Source organism: Deltaproteobacteria bacterium (assembly GCA_016709225.1).
GTDB classification, from domain to species: domain Bacteria; phylum Myxococcota_A; class Polyangia; order Nannocystales; family Nannocystaceae; genus Xiheibacterium; species Xiheibacterium phototrophicum.
Genome location: JADJEE010000012.1, coordinates 1,504,846 through 1,522,346, shown reverse-complemented (window position 1 = coordinate 1,522,346; position 17,501 = coordinate 1,504,846). Strand labels below are relative to the sequence as shown.

At 71.7% G+C, this 17,501-nt stretch carries 9 protein-coding genes and 1 pseudogene; 6 read left to right on the top strand and 4 right to left on the bottom strand.

Annotation, left to right across the window (positions count from 1 at the left end; genetic code table 11):
- Positions 1-16 precede the first annotated feature (16 nt).
- Positions 17-1,627: a serine/threonine protein kinase gene (locus IPH07_31225; protein ID MBK6921910.1), complete on the bottom strand. Its 1,611-nt coding sequence runs from the start codon at positions 1,625-1,627 to the stop codon at positions 17-19.
- Positions 1,628-1,784: 157 nt separating this feature from the next.
- Here IPH07_31225 and IPH07_31220 point away from each other — a divergent pair, with 157 nt between their 5' ends.
- Positions 1,785-3,512 (top strand): serine/threonine protein kinase, encoded by a 1,728-nt coding sequence (locus tag IPH07_31220; GenBank protein MBK6921909.1) that lies wholly within the window; start codon positions 1,785-1,787, stop codon positions 3,510-3,512.
- A 52-nt stretch (positions 3,513-3,564) separates the two neighbouring features.
- Here the strand turns inward: IPH07_31220 and IPH07_31215 are convergent, their stop codons facing one another.
- Together IPH07_31215 and IPH07_31210 are read right to left on the bottom strand one after the other, a co-directional pair.
- Positions 3,565-4,818, bottom strand: coding sequence for a BMP family ABC transporter substrate-binding protein (locus IPH07_31215; GenBank protein MBK6921908.1), 1,254 nt, complete (start codon positions 4,816-4,818; stop codon positions 3,565-3,567).
- Positions 4,819-5,002: 184 nt separating this feature from the next.
- The gene (locus tag IPH07_31210) at positions 5,003-6,565 is read right to left on the bottom strand and encodes a thioredoxin family protein (GenBank protein MBK6921907.1); all 1,563 of its coding nucleotides are present in this window, start codon (positions 6,563-6,565) and stop codon (positions 5,003-5,005) included.
- Between the two features lie 149 nt (positions 6,566-6,714).
- On the opposite strand from IPH07_31210, the gene IPH07_31205 reads away from it, so the two are divergent.
- From IPH07_31205 to IPH07_31185, 5 genes are all read left to right on the top strand, one after another.
- Positions 6,715-9,687: a tetratricopeptide repeat protein gene (locus IPH07_31205; GenBank protein MBK6921906.1), complete on the top strand. Its 2,973-nt coding sequence runs from the start codon at positions 6,715-6,717 to the stop codon at positions 9,685-9,687.
- Positions 9,688-9,778: 91 nt separating this feature from the next.
- Positions 9,779-10,390 carry a sigma-70 family RNA polymerase sigma factor gene (locus IPH07_31200; GenBank protein ID MBK6921905.1) on the top strand — a complete coding sequence of 204 codons (612 nt, stop codon included), beginning with the start codon at positions 9,779-9,781 and terminating at the stop codon, positions 10,388-10,390.
- A gap of 240 nt (positions 10,391-10,630) precedes the next feature.
- Positions 10,631-13,630 carry a serine/threonine protein kinase gene (locus tag IPH07_31195; GenBank protein MBK6921904.1) on the top strand — a complete coding sequence of 1,000 codons (3,000 nt, stop codon included), beginning with the start codon at positions 10,631-10,633 and terminating at the stop codon, positions 13,628-13,630.
- Between the two features lie 42 nt (positions 13,631-13,672).
- Entirely contained in the window at positions 13,673-14,809 is a 1,137-nt protein-coding gene (locus IPH07_31190; protein MBK6921903.1) for a hypothetical protein, read from the top strand.
- Positions 14,810-14,958: 149 nt separating this feature from the next.
- Positions 14,959-16,707: a CIA30 family protein gene (locus IPH07_31185; protein ID MBK6921902.1), complete on the top strand. Its 1,749-nt coding sequence runs from the start codon at positions 14,959-14,961 to the stop codon at positions 16,705-16,707.
- Between the two features lie 99 nt (positions 16,708-16,806).
- On the opposite strand, the pseudogene IPH07_31180 reads toward IPH07_31185, so the two are convergent.
- A pseudogene (locus tag IPH07_31180) lies at positions 16,807-17,484 on the bottom strand (class I SAM-dependent methyltransferase).
- Positions 17,485-17,501 lie beyond the last annotated feature (17 nt).

Here is a 17,501-nt window from a genome sequence, read left to right as displayed (position 1 = left end):
CGCGCGAATCGTCGCGCTAGCGCCTGGCTGCGCGCGCGAGTGCCAGTGCGCTGAGGCGACGGGCCTCGAGATCATGGCAATCGCGGTCGGCGAGACCAGCGTTGGGCACGGTCGCCTGCGCGAGGGCATCGGCGAAGTAGCCGATGGGAACCTGCTCGATGATCGTGAGGGCGGCGTCGAACGTGGCGCACGGTCGCGAGCTCTGGTTGGCTTGCAGGAGATCGAGGGCATGCTGCAGCGGTTCGTCGATGCGCTCGCCCCATCCGGACGCGCGCAGCTGCCGGAGCGCCTCGGTACGCTCGTCGAAGGCGAGGTTGCCCGCGAGTGAGCTGGTGTTGACCATCGCCAACAGCTGCTGCAGCTGGGCGTCGGTGAAGGCCTCGCCGGGCGGCGGCTGCTCGGGGTTGGACGCCGCCGAAGCGGCGGTCTCGGTCGGAGCACGCGACACCGCGTACGCGATCGCGCCGACGACCACGGCGACACCGAGCGTTGCGATGGCGACACCCGGCCACCTCCGTCGCGCAGCGGGTGCGCCGGTCGTTGGTGCGGCCGACGAAGGTGTCGCCGCCGCAGGCGAAGCCCGGCGGCCCGACGGCGGCGGCTGAGACTGCAGTGCGCCGGTCATCGGCGGCGGCGGCAGCTCGCTGCCGGAGCTGCGCTCTTGGTGGGACGCCCCGTCCGCGCTCTCGCCTGCGAGCGCGTCGATGACGAACGCACCCAGCTCGACGGACGACGGCATCTCCTGGCGCGCTCGACTGTGCTGGCGCAGTGCGTCGCGGAACTCTGCGGCGCTCTGGAAGCGGCGCGCAGGGTCCGTCTCGAGGGCGCGCATCACGATCGCTTCGAGCGAGCGGGGATAGCCTGCGATGTGCTGCGACGGCGGGATCGGTGCTCCAGCCACGATTCGCGCCAGCACGGCCAGATCGTTCTCGGCATCGAAGGGGAGCGCTCCCGTCGTGAGCTCGTACAGCACCACCCCGAGCGCGAAGATGTCGCTGCGGGCGTCGAGGGGTTGCCCATGCGCCTGCTCGGGTGACATGTAGCGCGCCTTGCCGCGTCGGGTGCCGACGTCCGTGTGCGACGCGACTTGGGCTGCTCGTGCGATTCCGAAGTCGAGCAGCTTCACCTCGCCCTCGAACGTCACGAAGATGTTCTCTGGCGACACGTCGCGGTGGACGAGGCCCATCAGCCGCCCATCGCGGTCACGCTTGGCGTGGGCGTAGTCGAGGCCCGACGCGACCCCGGTCACGATGTGCACGGCGAGCGCCTCCGGGAGCGTGCGCCGCTGCGCCGCGAGCCGCCGTCGCAGGTGCGCCAGATCACCGCCCTCTAGGTAGGGCATCACCAAGAAGTAGTCCTTGCCGGCGTGACCCAGGTCGGCGACATGGACGATGTTGGGATGCTCGAGGGTCGCGGCGACCCGTGCCTCGTCGAGGAACATCGCCACAAAGGCTGGTTGCTCGGCGAGGATCGGGAGGATCCGCTTGATCGCGACCAGCTTCTCGAAGCCACCGAACGAGCTCGCGCGCGCCAGGAACAGCTCGCCCATCCCGCCCACGGCGATGCGGCGCAGGAGCTGGTAGCGGCCGAGCGTGCCGGGATTCCGATCTTTCTGTCGCTGCGGCACCTCTGCGCTTGCTCATAAGCGGCGCGGCCGGTCGCCGTCAACCCATCGGGCGCGGGCTGAACATCGCACAGACGCCCACCACTGCGTTTCGCGCGCTGTCCTTCTTGCCGTTCGAATGGCCGGACGGCCAGGCAGCTGTGCGATGATGGTCCCCACCATGGCCTCCAACCTCAGCCCCCAGGGCTCGGTGCCGCGCCGCAACACCGCCATTCTCGACGGTCGCTACCAGCTCGTCCGTCGCCTCCACGCGAGTGAGCACGGCATGCTGCACTTCGCGATCGAGACTCGCTTCAACCGCGAGGTCGCGATCAAGACGTGCGACACGGCGTCGGAGGGCGCCGAGCGCTTCCCGGAGATCGTCCGGTTCCTCGCGCGACTCGAGCACCCCAACTGCGTCTCGGTGCTCGACACTGGCACGCTTCCCGAGGGCCTCATCTACGCCGTGATGCCGTTCGTCGCGGGACAGCGCCTGCGCGACGTCATCGGCGACGGCGGCATCGAGCCCGTACGCGCCTCCGCGATCGCGGCCGCGGTGCTCCGCGGACTCGCTCATGTCCACCGACACGGTGGCGTGCACCGTGACCTGAAGCCCGAGTGCATCATCGTGCCGCCGGCTGAGGACGCCGGTGCCCGCATCACCGACTTCTGGTCGGCGATGGTGCCGGCGCTGCGGCAGGCCGCGGTGAGCCTCGCCGACCTCGAGATCGGCAGTGCGGAGTACACCAGTCCCGAGCAGGCGATGGGCCTCGCGGTCGATGCACGCAGCGACCTCTACGCCGTCGGCATCATGCTCTTCGAGATGCTCCATGGGGTACCGCCGTTTCGCAGCGAGGATCCCTTCGAGGTGTTGCAGCTGCAGATCCACTCGACGCTGCCGCAGTTCGGCGCGAGCGTGCCGACGCAGCTGATCAACGTGATCGTCGGACTCACGGCCAAGAACCCCGACGATCGGATGACGGCCGAGGAGGCGCTGCGCGATCTCGATGCGTGCACGGCCGCCCACAGCGAGCCGCCGCCGCCGCGACGGATGACGCCAGCGCAGCTGTCCTCGACCACCGGTGTGACGGGCGCGACCGCGACCCCCACGATGCCGTACGCGACACAGGAGATCCCCCGGCAGCGCAGCCAGCTGGCGTGGGGCATCGGCCTCGGTGTGCTGGCCAGCATGGTCGTCGCTGCGATCGCTTTCTGGCCCCGCGATACACCCACTTCCGATGCGCCGGGCGGCGTCGCGGACTCGGCCGCGCTCGCGGCATCGCCGGCGACTCCCGAGGGAGCAACACCGGGGCTCAGCAAGACCCTGCAATCTCTCGCGCTGGCGAACGAGCGGCGGCTCGAGCACGCGGCTGCGTTCTCGCAGCGGCACGCGCTGGTCGACGAATTGGTCGCTGCTGGGCACGGTGCCAAGATCGACGCGCGGGTCCAGCTCGAGCTCGATCTCTTGCAGGCGGCGCAGTCGACCACGCCATGTGCCACCTTCGTGAAGGCGGCCGAGGCGCTCCGGGCGATCGGTGACGCGCGCGCGCAGGAACTGCTCTCGCAGGCGCGCATGCCGTCGGATGTTCCGGGTGCTGGCGTGCCCCCAGATACCGCGTGCATTGCTGCGCCCGCCGTCCCGCCGCCGCTCGCAGCGGAGGCCGCAGCGCCTGCGGCCCCCGAAATGGTGGCAGCGGCGTCACCGAACCCAGCCACTGCACCACGCGAGTCGCGTGATCGAAGAGGGCGTGGGGCTCGGCCGGCGTCGAAGCCGGGCGTGTCGACGCCGTCAGCTGCGGTCACCCCGGCACCCACCGAGGTGCCCGCCGAGAAGCCCCCCAAGAAGCCCGCGCGGGCAGAGCCGCCGCACTCCGTGCAGAAGCTCGACGACGACATCAAGCGACTCTAACAGGGCCGCCCGCGGTGAAACTCCGCGGGCCGCCCTTGCGCGCGTCCACGACTCAGTATTCGCCAGGGCAGCCGTTGGGCACCTGGGCGGGCGTGCCGTCGGTGTTCAGCACGCCATCGACGAACCAGCACATGGTGAGCAGGTCGTGGTCGCTGGGATACTCGCCAGCACCGAAACGGCGCATGCCCATGCTGTCGAGGACTCCGCCGCGGAACGGGAACATGCGCCCCTCCGGCGTATTGGTGGAGAGATCGTCGACCAATCCCTCGACCTCGATGCGAATTGCCGAGGGTACGAGCGAATCGCTGATCGGCGAGAGGTAGACCACGCTCTCCGCGGGATCCGGCAGCATCGGCGTCCAGATGTATTCCGTGGGATCCCAGCTGCCGTTCTGCATGCGCCGCAGGATGTCGGTGAGCACGGGTCCCCAGCTCCAATAGGCGCTGGTCATGCAGGTCTCGGGGGCGAAGCTGCAACTGTCGGCATTGTCGTAGCCGATCGTGAGGATCGGTGTCTCGCTGGTGGACCGCATGTTGGCGGTCTCGATCGGGATGGTCGTGTCGGTCTGCCCCATGATCACATCGCAGCCCGCGTCCACGAGCTCGTTCGCGGCGGCGGTCTCGGTGGGGGGATCGAACCACGCATCCACCCAACGCATCATCACGCGCCCTTCTGGATTCGCGGCCTGCACGCCGCGCGCGAAGGCGTTGGTGTGGCTGACGACCTCGGGGATCGCAACCGAGCCGACCACACCGACGAGGCCGCTCTGCGACATCTTGCCGGCGAGATAGCCCGCCTGGTACATCACTTGATACATTCGACCCGAGTAGCTGCCGAGATTGGGCCCGGTCTGGAAACCGTTGACCAGCAGGAACTGCAGGTCGGGATGGTCGAGCGCGGCTGCCTGTATGGGCACGAGGAAATCGAAGCTCGTGGCGATGATGACGTTGTCACCCCGCGCGACGAACTCTTCGATGCGGGTCGGCGCATCGGTTGCACTCACCGACGGGGCGAACATCGCCGTCACGTCGTCGAGTTGTTCGAGCATGTAGGCGCGGCCTTCGTCGTGGGTCTTGGTCCAGCCGTGGTCGCCGACCGGACCCACGTAGAGGAGGCCGAGCTGCAGCGACTTGGTACCGGTGGGGTCGGAACACGTGCCGCCGACCTGACATGCGGAGCCGGGACCGAAGAAGTCCTCGCATTCGCTGTCCTCGGAGCAAGCCGAGGGGGCCGTGCCGGGGAGGATCGTGCAGCCAGTCGCGAGGGCGAACGCAAGGAGAGACTTGGGAATGTAGCTGGCGTTCATGTCGTGATTCACCGGGCTCGGGTCGGCCGCCGCGGGTGGGATTCCAGTCTAGCGATCGCGCCGGACAGCACCAACGAAATCCGTCGCGGCGTCCGGCCGAGCACCATGGCTGGGGCATCTTGGGACGCCGCGGCCGAGTTCGCGCGCGATCGTGAACGCTGCGCGCTCGCGACGCGCTGCCGGCTCATTTCGCGACTGCTGCCGGCTTGCCGACCGCGTCGAGCTCGGCCTTCGCCTTGGCGATCGTTTCAGGGTTCCGCGCGTCGATCGGGAGCGCCTCGAGCGTGGCGACCGCTGCCGCCCGCGCGGCTCGTTCGGCCTCGACGTCACCCGCGGCGTGCTCGATGTCGGCGAGCATGCCCTGCGCCCGGGCCTTGCGCGGGCCATATGCCTTCTCGATCGCCTGCTCGGCGTAGCCGCGCGCACGCGCGGGCTCGCCCGCCTGCAGCAGCGTCCACGCCAAGCGGTATGGCGGGTCGTACTCGTCGGGGAGATCCTTCACGGATTGCTCGAGCGCCGGCACCAGCTCGCTGGGAACGCCGAGGTATGCGTAGACCTCCGCGCGCGGCCAGTTGTAGGTCATCGCGAGGCGCGGCGACTCGGCCTTCGCGGTGGCCTCGTCGAGCAGCTTGCGCTGCCGCGTCGCGGCTTGCTTCGCGAGTTCACCGCGGCCGAGGCCGTCGAGCGCCTGGCGCAGCACCAACAAGGCATCGGAGAGGTCGTCGACCGTGAGCGCGTCGGAGTGCCCGCGCGTGAGCGCGTCGAGTCGCGAGACCACCGCGTCGCGCAGGCGTGCCTGCACCGTTGGGTCGGTTTGCGTGTCGGCGCAGCCGAGCACGTGCAGCGAGAAGTCGGTCGCGCTCGCGCTGGTGCCGGTGGCGTCGAGCTGCGTGCTCGCGATGGTCGCGCAACCTTCGACGTCGTGGGCGCGCACGAGCGCGGCCAACCACGACACGCGGACATCCGGACCGCGGGGCCAGTCGGCCGGCGCGGCAGCGACGGCCTGGGCGTAGGCAGCCGCGGCGTCGGCCCATTGCTTGCCGGCCGAGGCGCGGTCGCCCCGGCGTGCCGCGTCGTCCCACGTCGGCAAGGCGGCGCCGCCCTGCGCCATGTGACCGCGCTCGCCGTCGTCGAGGAAGCGCGCGAACTGTTCCACCGTGGCGGCGCCGACGAAGCGTGCCTGGATGCTCTCGTCGACGGGGGACACCACGAAGAAGGTCGGCCACGCGGCGGGAGGGAACTTCGCAACGACCGCAGCGTTGTGCTCACGATCGGTGTCGAGCGCGAGGAACACGAAGCGGCGCTCGTAGTCGGCGAGGCGATCGTCGGTCAACACGTAGGCCTGCATCGACAGGCACGTGTGGCACCACGGTGCCCACATGTCGATCGCCAACGGCAGCGATCGGCTGCGCGCGCAGGCCATCGCGCCGGCGTAGTCGTCGTGGAACCACCGCAGCTTGCCGCCCTCGCGACGGGCGAGCTCGCAGGGATCCACGGCCGCGCCGGCCGCTGGCGTCGGTGCGGCCGTGGTCGGCGGCATCACAGCGCCGCCGTGCGCGGTGGTCGAGGCCGGAGCTGCCGGCGGCGTCTCGACGGCGGCGGCTGGGCTCGTGCCGCCGCCGCAGGCAGACGGCAGCACAGCGGCGAGGAAGCAGGCGAACCCGAGGCGCAGCGACATCGCGCGAGGGCTTAGCACGGTGCCAACCGCCGATCGAGAGCGGCCCGGGTGGCAGGATCGGCGCACCAAGAAATTCGACCGCGTCGGCGGTCACACGCGCCGCGAGCACCCTCCATGGATCGGCTGCTCGCCCGCCGCGGGCCGCCACGCATTGCCCGGCGCCGCCCCATCGCGGCCGCGGTCGCGTGGTCGGAGCGCCACGCACCGGACCGGCACCCATGGACTCCAAGACCGACGGCGACGACGACGCGCTCGACGACGATGACGAGCTCGACGATCCGCTGCTGCGCCTGGTTGCCGCCGCGCCGTCGGTGCCGCTGGGCGAGGCCGCGTTGCCACCCTCGACGGTGGTCGCCCAGAACTACGTGCTGCTGCGGGTGCTCGGTGCTGGTGCGATGGGCGTGGTGTATGAGGCGACCGATCGCGTGCTGTCACGCCGTGTGGCGCTGAAGGTGCACGAGATCGGCCGCAGCGATCGCGCTGCGCGGCTGTGGCGAGAGGCGCGGGCGATGGCGCGGCTGTCACATCCCAACGTGGTGACCGTGCACGAGGTCGGCGTCGACGGCTCGCGCGGCTTCATCGCGATGGAGCTCGTCGAGGGTACCAACGCCCGCCAGTGGGCGCGGGCGCAGCGACGTCGCTGGCGCGACATCGTCGCGGTCTACCGCGAGGCAGGGCTGGGGCTGGCCGCCGCCCACGACGTCGGGCTCGTTCACCGCGACTTCAAGCCCGACAACCTCATGATCGGTGACGACGGTCGCGTGCGCGTGGCCGACTTCGGGCTCGCGCTCGAGCACGAGCGCGGCGAGCCCTCGCTGCCCCACGAGCGCGACGACGATCGGAGCACGCGCACCGGCGCCCGGGTCGGCACGCCGGCGTACATGGCACCCGAGCAGCGTCGCGGTGAGCCCGCCGACGCGCGGACGGACCAGTTCGCGTTCTGCGTGGCGCTGCACGAGGCGCTGCACGGCGTGCGGCCGCGCGCCGGCGTGCGCACGGCCGACACCCACGAGGGCGCAAGCGACGAGGTGCCGCGGTGGATCGACGTCGAGCTCGCGCGCGGGCTCTCCGAGGATCCCGCGGCGCGCCACGCCGACATGCGCGCGCTGCTGCGGGCCCTCGATCCCGCGCCGCGTCGGCGTCGGCGACTCGCGCTGTGGCTCGCGATCGCCGGTGTCGTGGTCGCACTCGGACTACTGCGGCTGGGCGGGATGCTGTCGTCACCGAGCGCGGTGGTGCCGGACTGCGCCGCGTCGGGCGGCGGGATCGACGACAGCTGGTCGCCCCAGCGCGCCGTCGCGCTCGCCGAGCGCTGGCGCCGCGATCTACCGGCACTCAGCGAGGTCGCGCAGCGGACCGTGCTGCCGACGCTCGACGCCTGGCGCGAGGGTTGGCGCGATGCGGCGCGGGCGGCCTGCGAGGCCACGCGCGTGCGCGGCGAGCAATCGGAGCAGCGCCTGGACGAGCGCATGGACTGCCTCGGCAGCGCGCGGCATCGCTTCGACGCCGTGATCGCGCTGCTCGAGGAGTCGCAGGCCGATGCCATCGCGCGGGCCGACAACGTGCTCGCGACCCTACCCGACCTCGCAGCGTGTGGGCGTGTGGATCTCTCCACCGAGCGCGAGCGGCTCGATCCGGTGCGACGCGAGGCCTATGATCGCCTGACCGGCGAGCTCGACCACGCGGTCGCGCAGGTCGCCGCGGGACGCTTCGCCACCGGCAAGGCGGAGCTCGATGCTCTCGTGCACGAGCTCGAGCGCGAGGGCTTCGAAGGGCCCGTGATCGAGGCGCGTCGTCGACGGGGCGAGACGTTGCTCGATCTCGGGCGCCAGAGCGACGCGGTCGCGGAGCTGGTCGTGGCCCACGACCTGGCGTTGGCCCACGGCAGCCGCGACGCGGTGGCCGACGTGATGCTGCAGCTCGCCCGCGCGATCGGTCGCACTTCCGCGGGCACCGTGGAAGCCCGGCGTTGGCTCGGTTCGGCAGAGCGCCTGGCCGGCGAGCTGCAGTGGTCGGCGGTGCGCCGCGAGCGACTCGCGGTCGCCGCGGTGGAGATCGAGTTCTTCGGCAACGACTACGAGCAGACCATCGAGCTGGCGTCGCGCCAGCTCGAGCACGACGCGCTCGATGCCGGCGATCATATCCGTACGATGTCGCTGCATGGCTTCGCGCTCGAGCGGCTCGGTCGCTTCGACGAGGCCCTCGCGGTCCACGATCGCGCGCTCGCCTACGCGGAGCGTGAGCGCGGTGCAGAACACCCGAGCACTGCCATGGTGCTCGGCAACCGCATCGGCACCCTCAACGAGCTGTCGCGGACCGACGAGGTCGCCCGATCGCTCGCGCGCATGCTCGCGATCCGCATCGCAGCGTTCGGGCCCGATGCGCCGGTGGTCGGCGAGGTCCATCGCCAGATCGGCGACGCCGCGAGGGAGGCCGGCCGCAACGACGACGCGATCGCGTCGTACGACCGCGCCGAGGCGTTGCATCGCCGCGCCGGCGATGACATCGGGCTGATCGCCGACCTCAACAACGGGGGGGTGGCGCGCCTCCTCGGCGGCGACATCGAGGGGGCCCGCGTTCGCTACGACGAAGCGCTGGCGGCGGCCGAGCGGGTCTACGGCGCCAGCTCCATCCGCGTGGCCCACATCCTGCTCAACCGCACCGATCTCCACGGCATGGCGAACGACCCCGCGCGGGCGATCGCCGAGCTCGAGCGGGCGCAGTCGATCCTCGTGCGCGAGGTGCCGGCCGACGATCTCGGCCTCGCCGTCACGCGCACGGGACTGGCGACGCTGTACGCCCGTCGCGGGCAGCACGAGGCCGCCGAGCCACTCTTCCGCGAGGCCATGCGCGCGTTCGAGGCTAAGCTCCCGCCCCGGAGCCCCAAGCGCATCGGCGTGCTCGATGGCTACGCCAAGGTGCTCGCCAGTGGCGGTCGACACGACGAGGCCCTCGAGCCCGCCCGCGCGGCCGCGCGGCTGGCCGACGAGGTGCTGTCGTCCGATCATCCCCAGCGGCTGGAGGCGCACATCGAGTTGCTGCGCGAGCTGGTGGCCGCGGGTCGCGGCGCAGAGGCGAGGCCGGAGGCCGACCACGTCGAGGCGCTGGCGGCCCAGGTCACCACGCCGCCGCCGAGCGCGGGTGACCTACCCGAGCTCGTGCGCGCCGCGCGGGGACGATCGGGCCGATAGGGCGCCACGGGTCGGAGATCCGCGGCGGTCCCGTCGAATCTGGTTCGCCGCGATGGCGGTCGCCGGGGGGATGCGGCACCATCGACGACGGATGGATGCGAGCGAGCGCGCCGAACTCGAGGCCGTGATCGCAGCGCACTGCGCCGCGTCGGAGTATGGCGCGGCGGCGACCGCCGCCATCAAGGGCTACGGCCCCGAGATCCTCGGCTACTTGCTCGCGGCGACCCACCGCGAGCAGGAGACCGCCGAGATCTTCTCGGAGTTCTGCGAGAACCTGTGGCGTGGCCTGCCGGGGTTCCGCGGTGAGGCCAGCTTCCGCACCTGGTCGTATCGCCTCGCCTACCACGCGCTCGCGCGTGCGGCCCGTGACGGCATCCGCAAGCGTCGCCGCACGATCGCGATGGCCGAGGTGCCCGAGGTCGAGGCCATCATCGATCACGTGCGCACGCGAACGCTTCCGCACATGCGTACCGAGATCAAGGCCGAGGTGATGCGACTGCGCGAGCAGCTGCCCGAGGACGACCGCACGCTGCTCATCCTGCGCGTGGATCGACGGCTCGAGTGGGACGAGATCGCGTCGATCATCGAGCCCGAGCTGCCCGACGCGGCCGATGTCCGGCGTCTGAGCGCGACGCTGCGCAAGCGGTTCGAGCGGGTGAAGCTCAAGCTCCGCGAGCTCGCCAAGGACGTCCCGCTCGACTGAGCCGGCGTTCGCCCGATCGAACGGACGCCAGCCCGATCGCCCGGGCCATCGATCTGCACCGCCCGCCGGGTGACGCCGGCTGGGTCGCGATCGAGAATCCTTGCGCCATCTGGGTCACACTCGCCGTGGGCGCCCTCCATCGGCGAGGCCACCGCTGCCCTGATTCCGTGGGGCGGTCGCGCCCGGGGAACGCGCGCGGATGGACGCATTTCTGGATCCGCCCCGAGGGCCCGAGACGTCATGGACGAGCAGACCGATGAGTACGGTGACGACGAGCTCGACGACGAGCTCGAGGATCCGTTGCTCCGCATGCTCGCGGCCGCACCGGCGGTGCCGCTCGGGACCGCGACGTTGCCGCCCGGGACGCTCGTGGGTCAGAGCTATCGCCTGCAGCGCAGGCTCGGCGCGGGCGCGATGGGGGTCGTCTACGAAGCCGTCGATCAGGTGCTGTCGCGCCGTGTAGCGCTGAAGGTGCACGAGATCGGCCGCAGCGATCGCGCGGCGCGGATGTGGCGAGAGGCGCGGGCGATGGCGCGGCTGTCCCATCCCAACGTGGTGACCGTGCACGAGGTCGGTGTCGACGGCTCGCGCGGCTTCATCGCGATGGAGCTCGTCGAGGGCACCAACGCCCGCCAGTGGTGCGAGGCGCGGCCGCGTACGTGGGCCGAGATCCTCGCGGTGTACCGCGCGGCGGGGCGCGGACTCGCGGCCGCCCACGCGGTCGGGCTCGTGCACCGCGACTTCAAGCCCGACAACCTGATGATCGGTGACGACGGCCGGGTCCGCGTGGCCGACTTCGGACTCGTGCTCGAGCGGGCGCACGGCGAGGCCTCGTACCCGTCCGAAGCCAGTGATGTCGCTGCGCTCGATCCCGACGATCGCGTGACGCGGGCAGGCACCACCGTCGGCACGCCGGCCTACATGGCACCCGAGCAACGTCGCCGCGGGGTCGCCGACGCCCGCAGCGATCAGTTCGCGTACTGCGTTGCGCTGCACGAGGCGCTCTTCGGCGTGCGTCCCGGCGCCGAAGCGCTCGCGGGCGCGCGGCGGGGTGCGAGCGACGACGTGCCGCGCTGGATCGACACCGTGCTGACGCGCGGCATGGCGACGGAGCCCGACGCGCGCTACCCCGACATGCACGCGGTGGTGGACGCGCTCGATCCGGCGCCGCGGCGTCGTCGGCGTGTGGTGCTGTCGCTGGGCCTCGGCGGCACCATCAGCGCGCTCGCGCTGCTGCGCGTCGGCGGCATGCTGTCGCCGGCCGGCGCGGCCGCACCCGATTGTGCGGCCGCCGGCGCCGCCATCGACGACAGCTGGTCCGACGAGACCGCCACGCAGCTCGCGGCGCGCTGGCGGGCCGACGCGCCGGCGCTGGCCGAGGTCGCGAGTCGCACGATCCCGCCGGTGCTCGATGCCTGGCGCGACCAGTGGCGTGACGCGGCGCGCTCGGCCTGCGAGGCCACGCGCGTGCGCGGCGAGCAGTCGGAGCAGCGGCTCGACGAGCGCATGGATTGCCTCGCCGGGGCACGCCGACGCTTCGATGCCGTGATCGACGTGTTCGGCGAGGCCAAGTCCGACGCGCTCGCCCGCGCCGACACCGTGCTTGCGACGCTGCCCGATCTCTCGGCGTGCGCGCGAGTCGACGCGTGGGGTGAGCGCGCGCGACTCGACCCGGAGCGTCAGGCCGCGTACGACGATCTCTCGCGTGCGGTCGATCGTGCGGTCGCCCAGGTCGCTGCGGGGCGCGTCGCGGTGGGCCGGTCGGCGCTCGACGAGGTCATCCCTGCGCTCGAGAGCGCGGGCTTCCAGGAGCCGCTGATCGAGGCCCGACGGCGGCGCGGAGAGGCGTTGCTGAGCGCGGGCCGGCGCGACGACGCGCTGGTCGACCTGGTCGCCGCACACGATCTCGCGCTGCTGCATGCCGATCGCGACACCATCGCAGAGACGATGCTGCAGCTCGCGCGCGCCGTGGGCGAGACCCCGGCAGGCACGACGGAAGCGCAGCGGTGGTTGGCCTCGGCGCGCCACCTCGTCGACGTGTTGCAGTGGTCGCCGCAGCGGCAGGAGCCGCTGGGGCTCGCGGCAGCCGAGATCGCCGCCAATGGCGAGCAGGAGGCACACAGCCTCGAGCTCATCGACCGCATGCTGGAGCAGGACCCGCTCGACGTCACGACCCACATCCGTCTGCTGTCGCTGCGTGGGGCGGTGCTGCAGCGTTCGGGTCGCTTCGAGGAGGCGCTCGCGACCCACGACCTCGCGCTTGCCTATGTCGAACGCGAGCGGGGCCCCAACCACCCGCTCACGGCCGACGTGCTGGGCAACCGCACCGTCGCGCTCGACGGGCTCTCGCGACTCGACGAGATCGAGCGCTCACTCGCACGCATGCTCGAGATCCGCGTCGCCGCGTTCGGGCCCGACGCGCCGTTGGTCGGCGACGTGTACCTGCAGCTGGCAGGCACCGCCGTCGCGGCCGGCCGCATGCGCGAGGCCGCATCGTCACTCACCCGCGCCGAGGCGCTGCACCGCGCCGGCGGCGACGACATCGGGCTGGTCTACGACCTCGCGATGATCGGGGAGGTGCAGCTGGCGTTGGATGACGTCGAGCGATCGCGGGTGGCCTACGACGAGGCAGTCGCGCTGGCGGAGCGTACCTACGGCCCCAACTCGCTCCGCGTCGCCAACGTACTGCTCGAGCGCGACAACCTCCATCGCGCGTCGGGCCAGCCCGGTCGATCGCTGGTCGAACTCGAGCGCGCCCAGACGATCCTGAGCCGCGAGCTTGCGCCCGACGATACCCGGCTGGCGCTGGCGCAGGGGCGCCTCTCGACCGTGTACGGCGAGCTCGGTCGCCACGAAGAGGCGGTCGCACACGCGCGCGCGGCGATGCGCACGTTCGACGCGCGGCTGCCACCCGACAGCCCCAATCGCGTGCTCGTGCTGCGGAGCTTCGCCGGCGTGCTGTCGGCGGCCGGCGAGCACGGCGAGGCGCTCGATCGGCTGCGGGCGGCGCAGCGCCTCGCCGATCGCGTCTTGCCCTCGACACACCGCGATCGCCTGGGGATCCACGTCGATCTCGTCAACGAGCTCGTCGCCAACGGATCGCGCGACGAGGCGATCGCGGCCGCCCGCGCAGCGATCGCGATGATGCCGGGGGTCGTCGATCCGCCCGAGCGCGCGACCTCGCTACCCGAGCTGCTGCGCCGGGCGCAGGCGCTGCCCCGCGGCCGCGCGAACGGGTGAGAATTCTTCACCCGCGCGCCCACGACGGGGTATCCCCTTCGCATGTCGCGTCGCGTCGTCGCCCTGCTGCTCGTGCTCGGTTGTGGAACGTCCGCCAATCCCGCGGACACCGATGACACCGGCGGGGGACCGTCGTCATCCGAGGGATCGACCGGCGCATCGAGCACGACGACGGCAACGACCGCGATGACGTCGAGCACCACCGCGGGCACCACCGCGACGAGCGCGAGCACGACCACGAGCACCACCGACGCGGGCAGCAGCAGCGACGGGGGTGCCGACAGCTCCACCGGTGACGAGCCGCCGCCCCCCGAGGCGGTGGCCGTTGCGGTTGGCTACGGCACCCGCCGGGTCCGCTCGGACGATGGCGTGACGTGGACCGACTTCGTCGAGGTCAATCCCAACGGTGGTGACGACAACGATCTGCTGCGCGGCATCGGCTACGGCGACGGCGTGTTCGTAGCGGTCGGCGGCGGCGGCAGCGGCTTCTCGATGCGCTCGACCGACGGCATCACCTGGACCGACGACAACCACACCCTCGACGCGTTCGTCTCGGACTGCGTGTGGCTGGGCGGCACCTTCGTCATCGCTGGAGGCAACGGCTTGCTCGCGCGCTCGACCGACGCCGCGGTCACTTGGCAGGACGACAGTCCCTACTTCGCAGGGCACTACCGAGCGATCGCGGCCAGCGACACGCTCGCCGTCGCGGTCGGGCACACCTACGGCGACAGCACGGTCGGCTTGATCAACACCACCGATGGCAGTGGCCCGTGGAGCGGTGAGGCCATGGTCGGTGCGCAGTACTCCGGTCACGGCATCGCGTTCGGGCACGGCGTATTCGTCACCCACGACGGCGACGGCGTGCTGCGATGGTCGAACGACGGCCTGCAGTGGAACCAAGCGCTCGACCTGCAAGACGGCGCGGGCTGGGTCGCCTTCGCGAACGCGCAGTTCATCACCGCCGGCGATGGCAGCTACTGGGTCTCCACCGACGGCGCGTCGTGGGACACGCTCGCGAGCGACAACCTGCGCGAGGTCGTGGGCTTCATCGATGGTCACTTCATGACGCTGGGCTGGCCCGCGGCAATCGACATCTCCGACGACCTCGCGACCTGGCAGAACGTGTTCGCACCGGGCGGATCGGGCTTGACGGACGTCGCAGTCGGCGTGCCGGGCTGACACCGGTCACGTCCGCACGGCGGCCCCGTTCACGGGTAGCCTCGCGGCCAATGCGTCGTGCCATCGCGGTCGTCACGCCCTTCGTCCTGTCCTGCGCGCCGCCCCGTCCGACGGTGCCGCCCGGGGCTGAAGTCCCGAACACGCCCACGATGCCCGACGCCAGCCTCGTGATCCGCAACGTGCGGGTGTTCGACGGCGAGCAGGTGCTGCCACGCACGAGCGTGTGGATCGACGACGGCCACATCGTCGCCATCGATGCCGAGGCCCCCCCGCCGGCGGGCGCGGAGATCGTCGACGGCGGTGGCCGCACGTTGTTGCCGGGCCTCATCGATGCCCACGCCCACGCGCACAGCGGCGCCGATCTCGAGCAGGCGGCGGTCTTCGGTGTGACGTGCGAGCTCGACATGATGGGTGATCCCGCATTCGTGGCCTCGCGGCGCCGACGCAAGCCCGGCACCAAGCCGCTCGCGGCCGATCTGTTGGGTGCCGGCTTCGCGGCCACGCCCAAGGGTGGCCACGGCACCGAGTACGGCGGCGCCGTGCCGACGCTCGACCGTCCGGAGGATGCAGCCGCGTTCGTCGCTGCGCGTGCGAAGGAGGGCTCCGACTACCTGAAGATCGTCTACGACGACGGCTTCGGTCCGATCCAGTTTGCGCGGCTCGACTCGCCGAGCCTGCGTGCCGCCATCGATGCAGCCAAGCGCGAGGACCTACTCTCGGTCGTCCACGTCGGCTCGGCGCAGGAGTTCCGCACGGTGATCGAAGCCGGCGCCGACGGACTCGCGCACCTCGTGCTCGAGGGCGAGATCGACGCGGCGACCGTCACGCTCGCGCGCGAGCACGGTGTCTTCGTCACCGACACCATGCCGGTGTTGTTCGGCCTGTGCCAACCGGGCCGCGGCGCCGCGCTGGCGGCCGATCCCCGCCTCGCGCCCTACCTGTGGCCCGCGGTGGCCCGCGAGCTGTCGTCGAGCTTCGAGCTCGGTGACTACGCGCCGTCGTGCACTCCGGTATCCCGCGCTGCAAAGCAGCTGCACGACGCTGGGGTCGATCTGCTGGCCAGCACCGACGCGCCCAACCCCGGCACCGCGCACGGCGTCAGCATGCACGACGAGCTCGCGCTGCTGGTCGACGCTGGCCTGACGCCGATCGCCGCGCTGGCAGCCGCGACCTCGAAGCCCGCCACGCGCTTCGGCCTCGACGATCGCGGGCGCATCCGCGTGGGCGCACGTGCGGATGTCGTGCTGGTCGCCGGCGACCCGACCACGGACATCCTCGCCACGCGCGACATCGTGGCGGTCTACAAGGACGGCGAGGCGGTGCCCCGCGAGCGCACCCGCGAGCGCGTGCAGAAGGCCTACGCCGAGATCGAGCGCCTGCGGGCCCTGCCGGCACCTGCGGGCAGCGAGTCGGGGCGCGTGTCGGACTTCGACGATGGCAGCAGCGGCGCCGCGTACGGCAGCGGCTGGGTGGCCTCGACCGACGAGATCGCGGGCGGCAGCTCGACCGCGACGATCGGCGTGGTGAAGGGCGGCGCTGCGAAGAGCAAGCACGCGCTGCAGATCCGCGGTGAGCTGACCGCGGCCGCCGGGGCAATCGCCTGGGCTGGCGCGATGTTCATGCCCGGCCCGTCGCCGATGGCCGCGGCGAACCTCTCGAGCAAGACCAAGCTCGTCGCGTGGGTGCGCGGCGACCCCGGCCACTACCAGGTGATGCTGCTGTCGGGTCCGATGCCGGCCCGCGTCGAGCTCGAGGTGGGCAAGGCCTGGCGCCGCGTCGAGATCCCGCTCGATCGCTTCGACGGGGTCGACACGTGGGCGCTCGTCGGCGTGCTGTTCGCGGCCGTCGGCGAGCCGCGCCGCTTCACGCTCGAGCTCGACGACGTGCGCATCGAGTGACGAACGCGAACCCGACGCCTGAAGCGCCCGCGACGGCTTCTCGAACGCGAGCACGAACTTGTCGCTGAACTCCGCGCGCTGTGGTTGGCCGCTCTCGTTGGCCCACGGCAGCGCGTTCCAGTCGCGCGTGTCGTTGGGGTTGCGAAGGAACTCGGCGCGCTCGACCAGCGTGAAGCCGGCGCGCTCGAGCTCGGCGATGACGAGGCTCTCCTCGATGCGGTGCAGCGACTGACCGACCGATGCGCCGGCGCCACGGGCCGCGCTGGCGTCGATGATCACGTAGCGACCGCCTGGCCGCAGCGCGGCGAAGACCGCGGCGTCATGGGCCGCGCGATCGACCTTCATCCACTCGAAGTCGTGATAGAAGAGCACGTTGACCACGAGGTCGAGCTCGCGTGCTTCGGGCGGCAGCGGATCGACGAACTCGCGGTCGACGCGGGTGACATTGGCGTTGATCGGCTTGGCGAGGCGCGCGGTCCAGCCGGCCTCGGCGAAGCGCTCGAGCACGAAGCGCGGGTTCTGACCCCACACGTGGCCGTCGGGGCCGACCGCACGCGCGAGCAGCTCGGTGGTGTAGCCGAAGCCGGCGCCGAGGTCGGCGACGCGCATGCCTCGGCGCAGGTGCAGGAACGCGAGCATCTCGGCGGGCTTGCGCCGCGCGTCGGCGGTGCGGTCGTCGGGATCACGCTCGGGTGCGTCGACGATCGCGGCGATCTCGGCCGGCGTGAGCTCGGCGGGCGCGGCGAGGCCGGCGCTCGGCGGCGACGATGTCGTCATGGGTGCGGCGCCGCGGT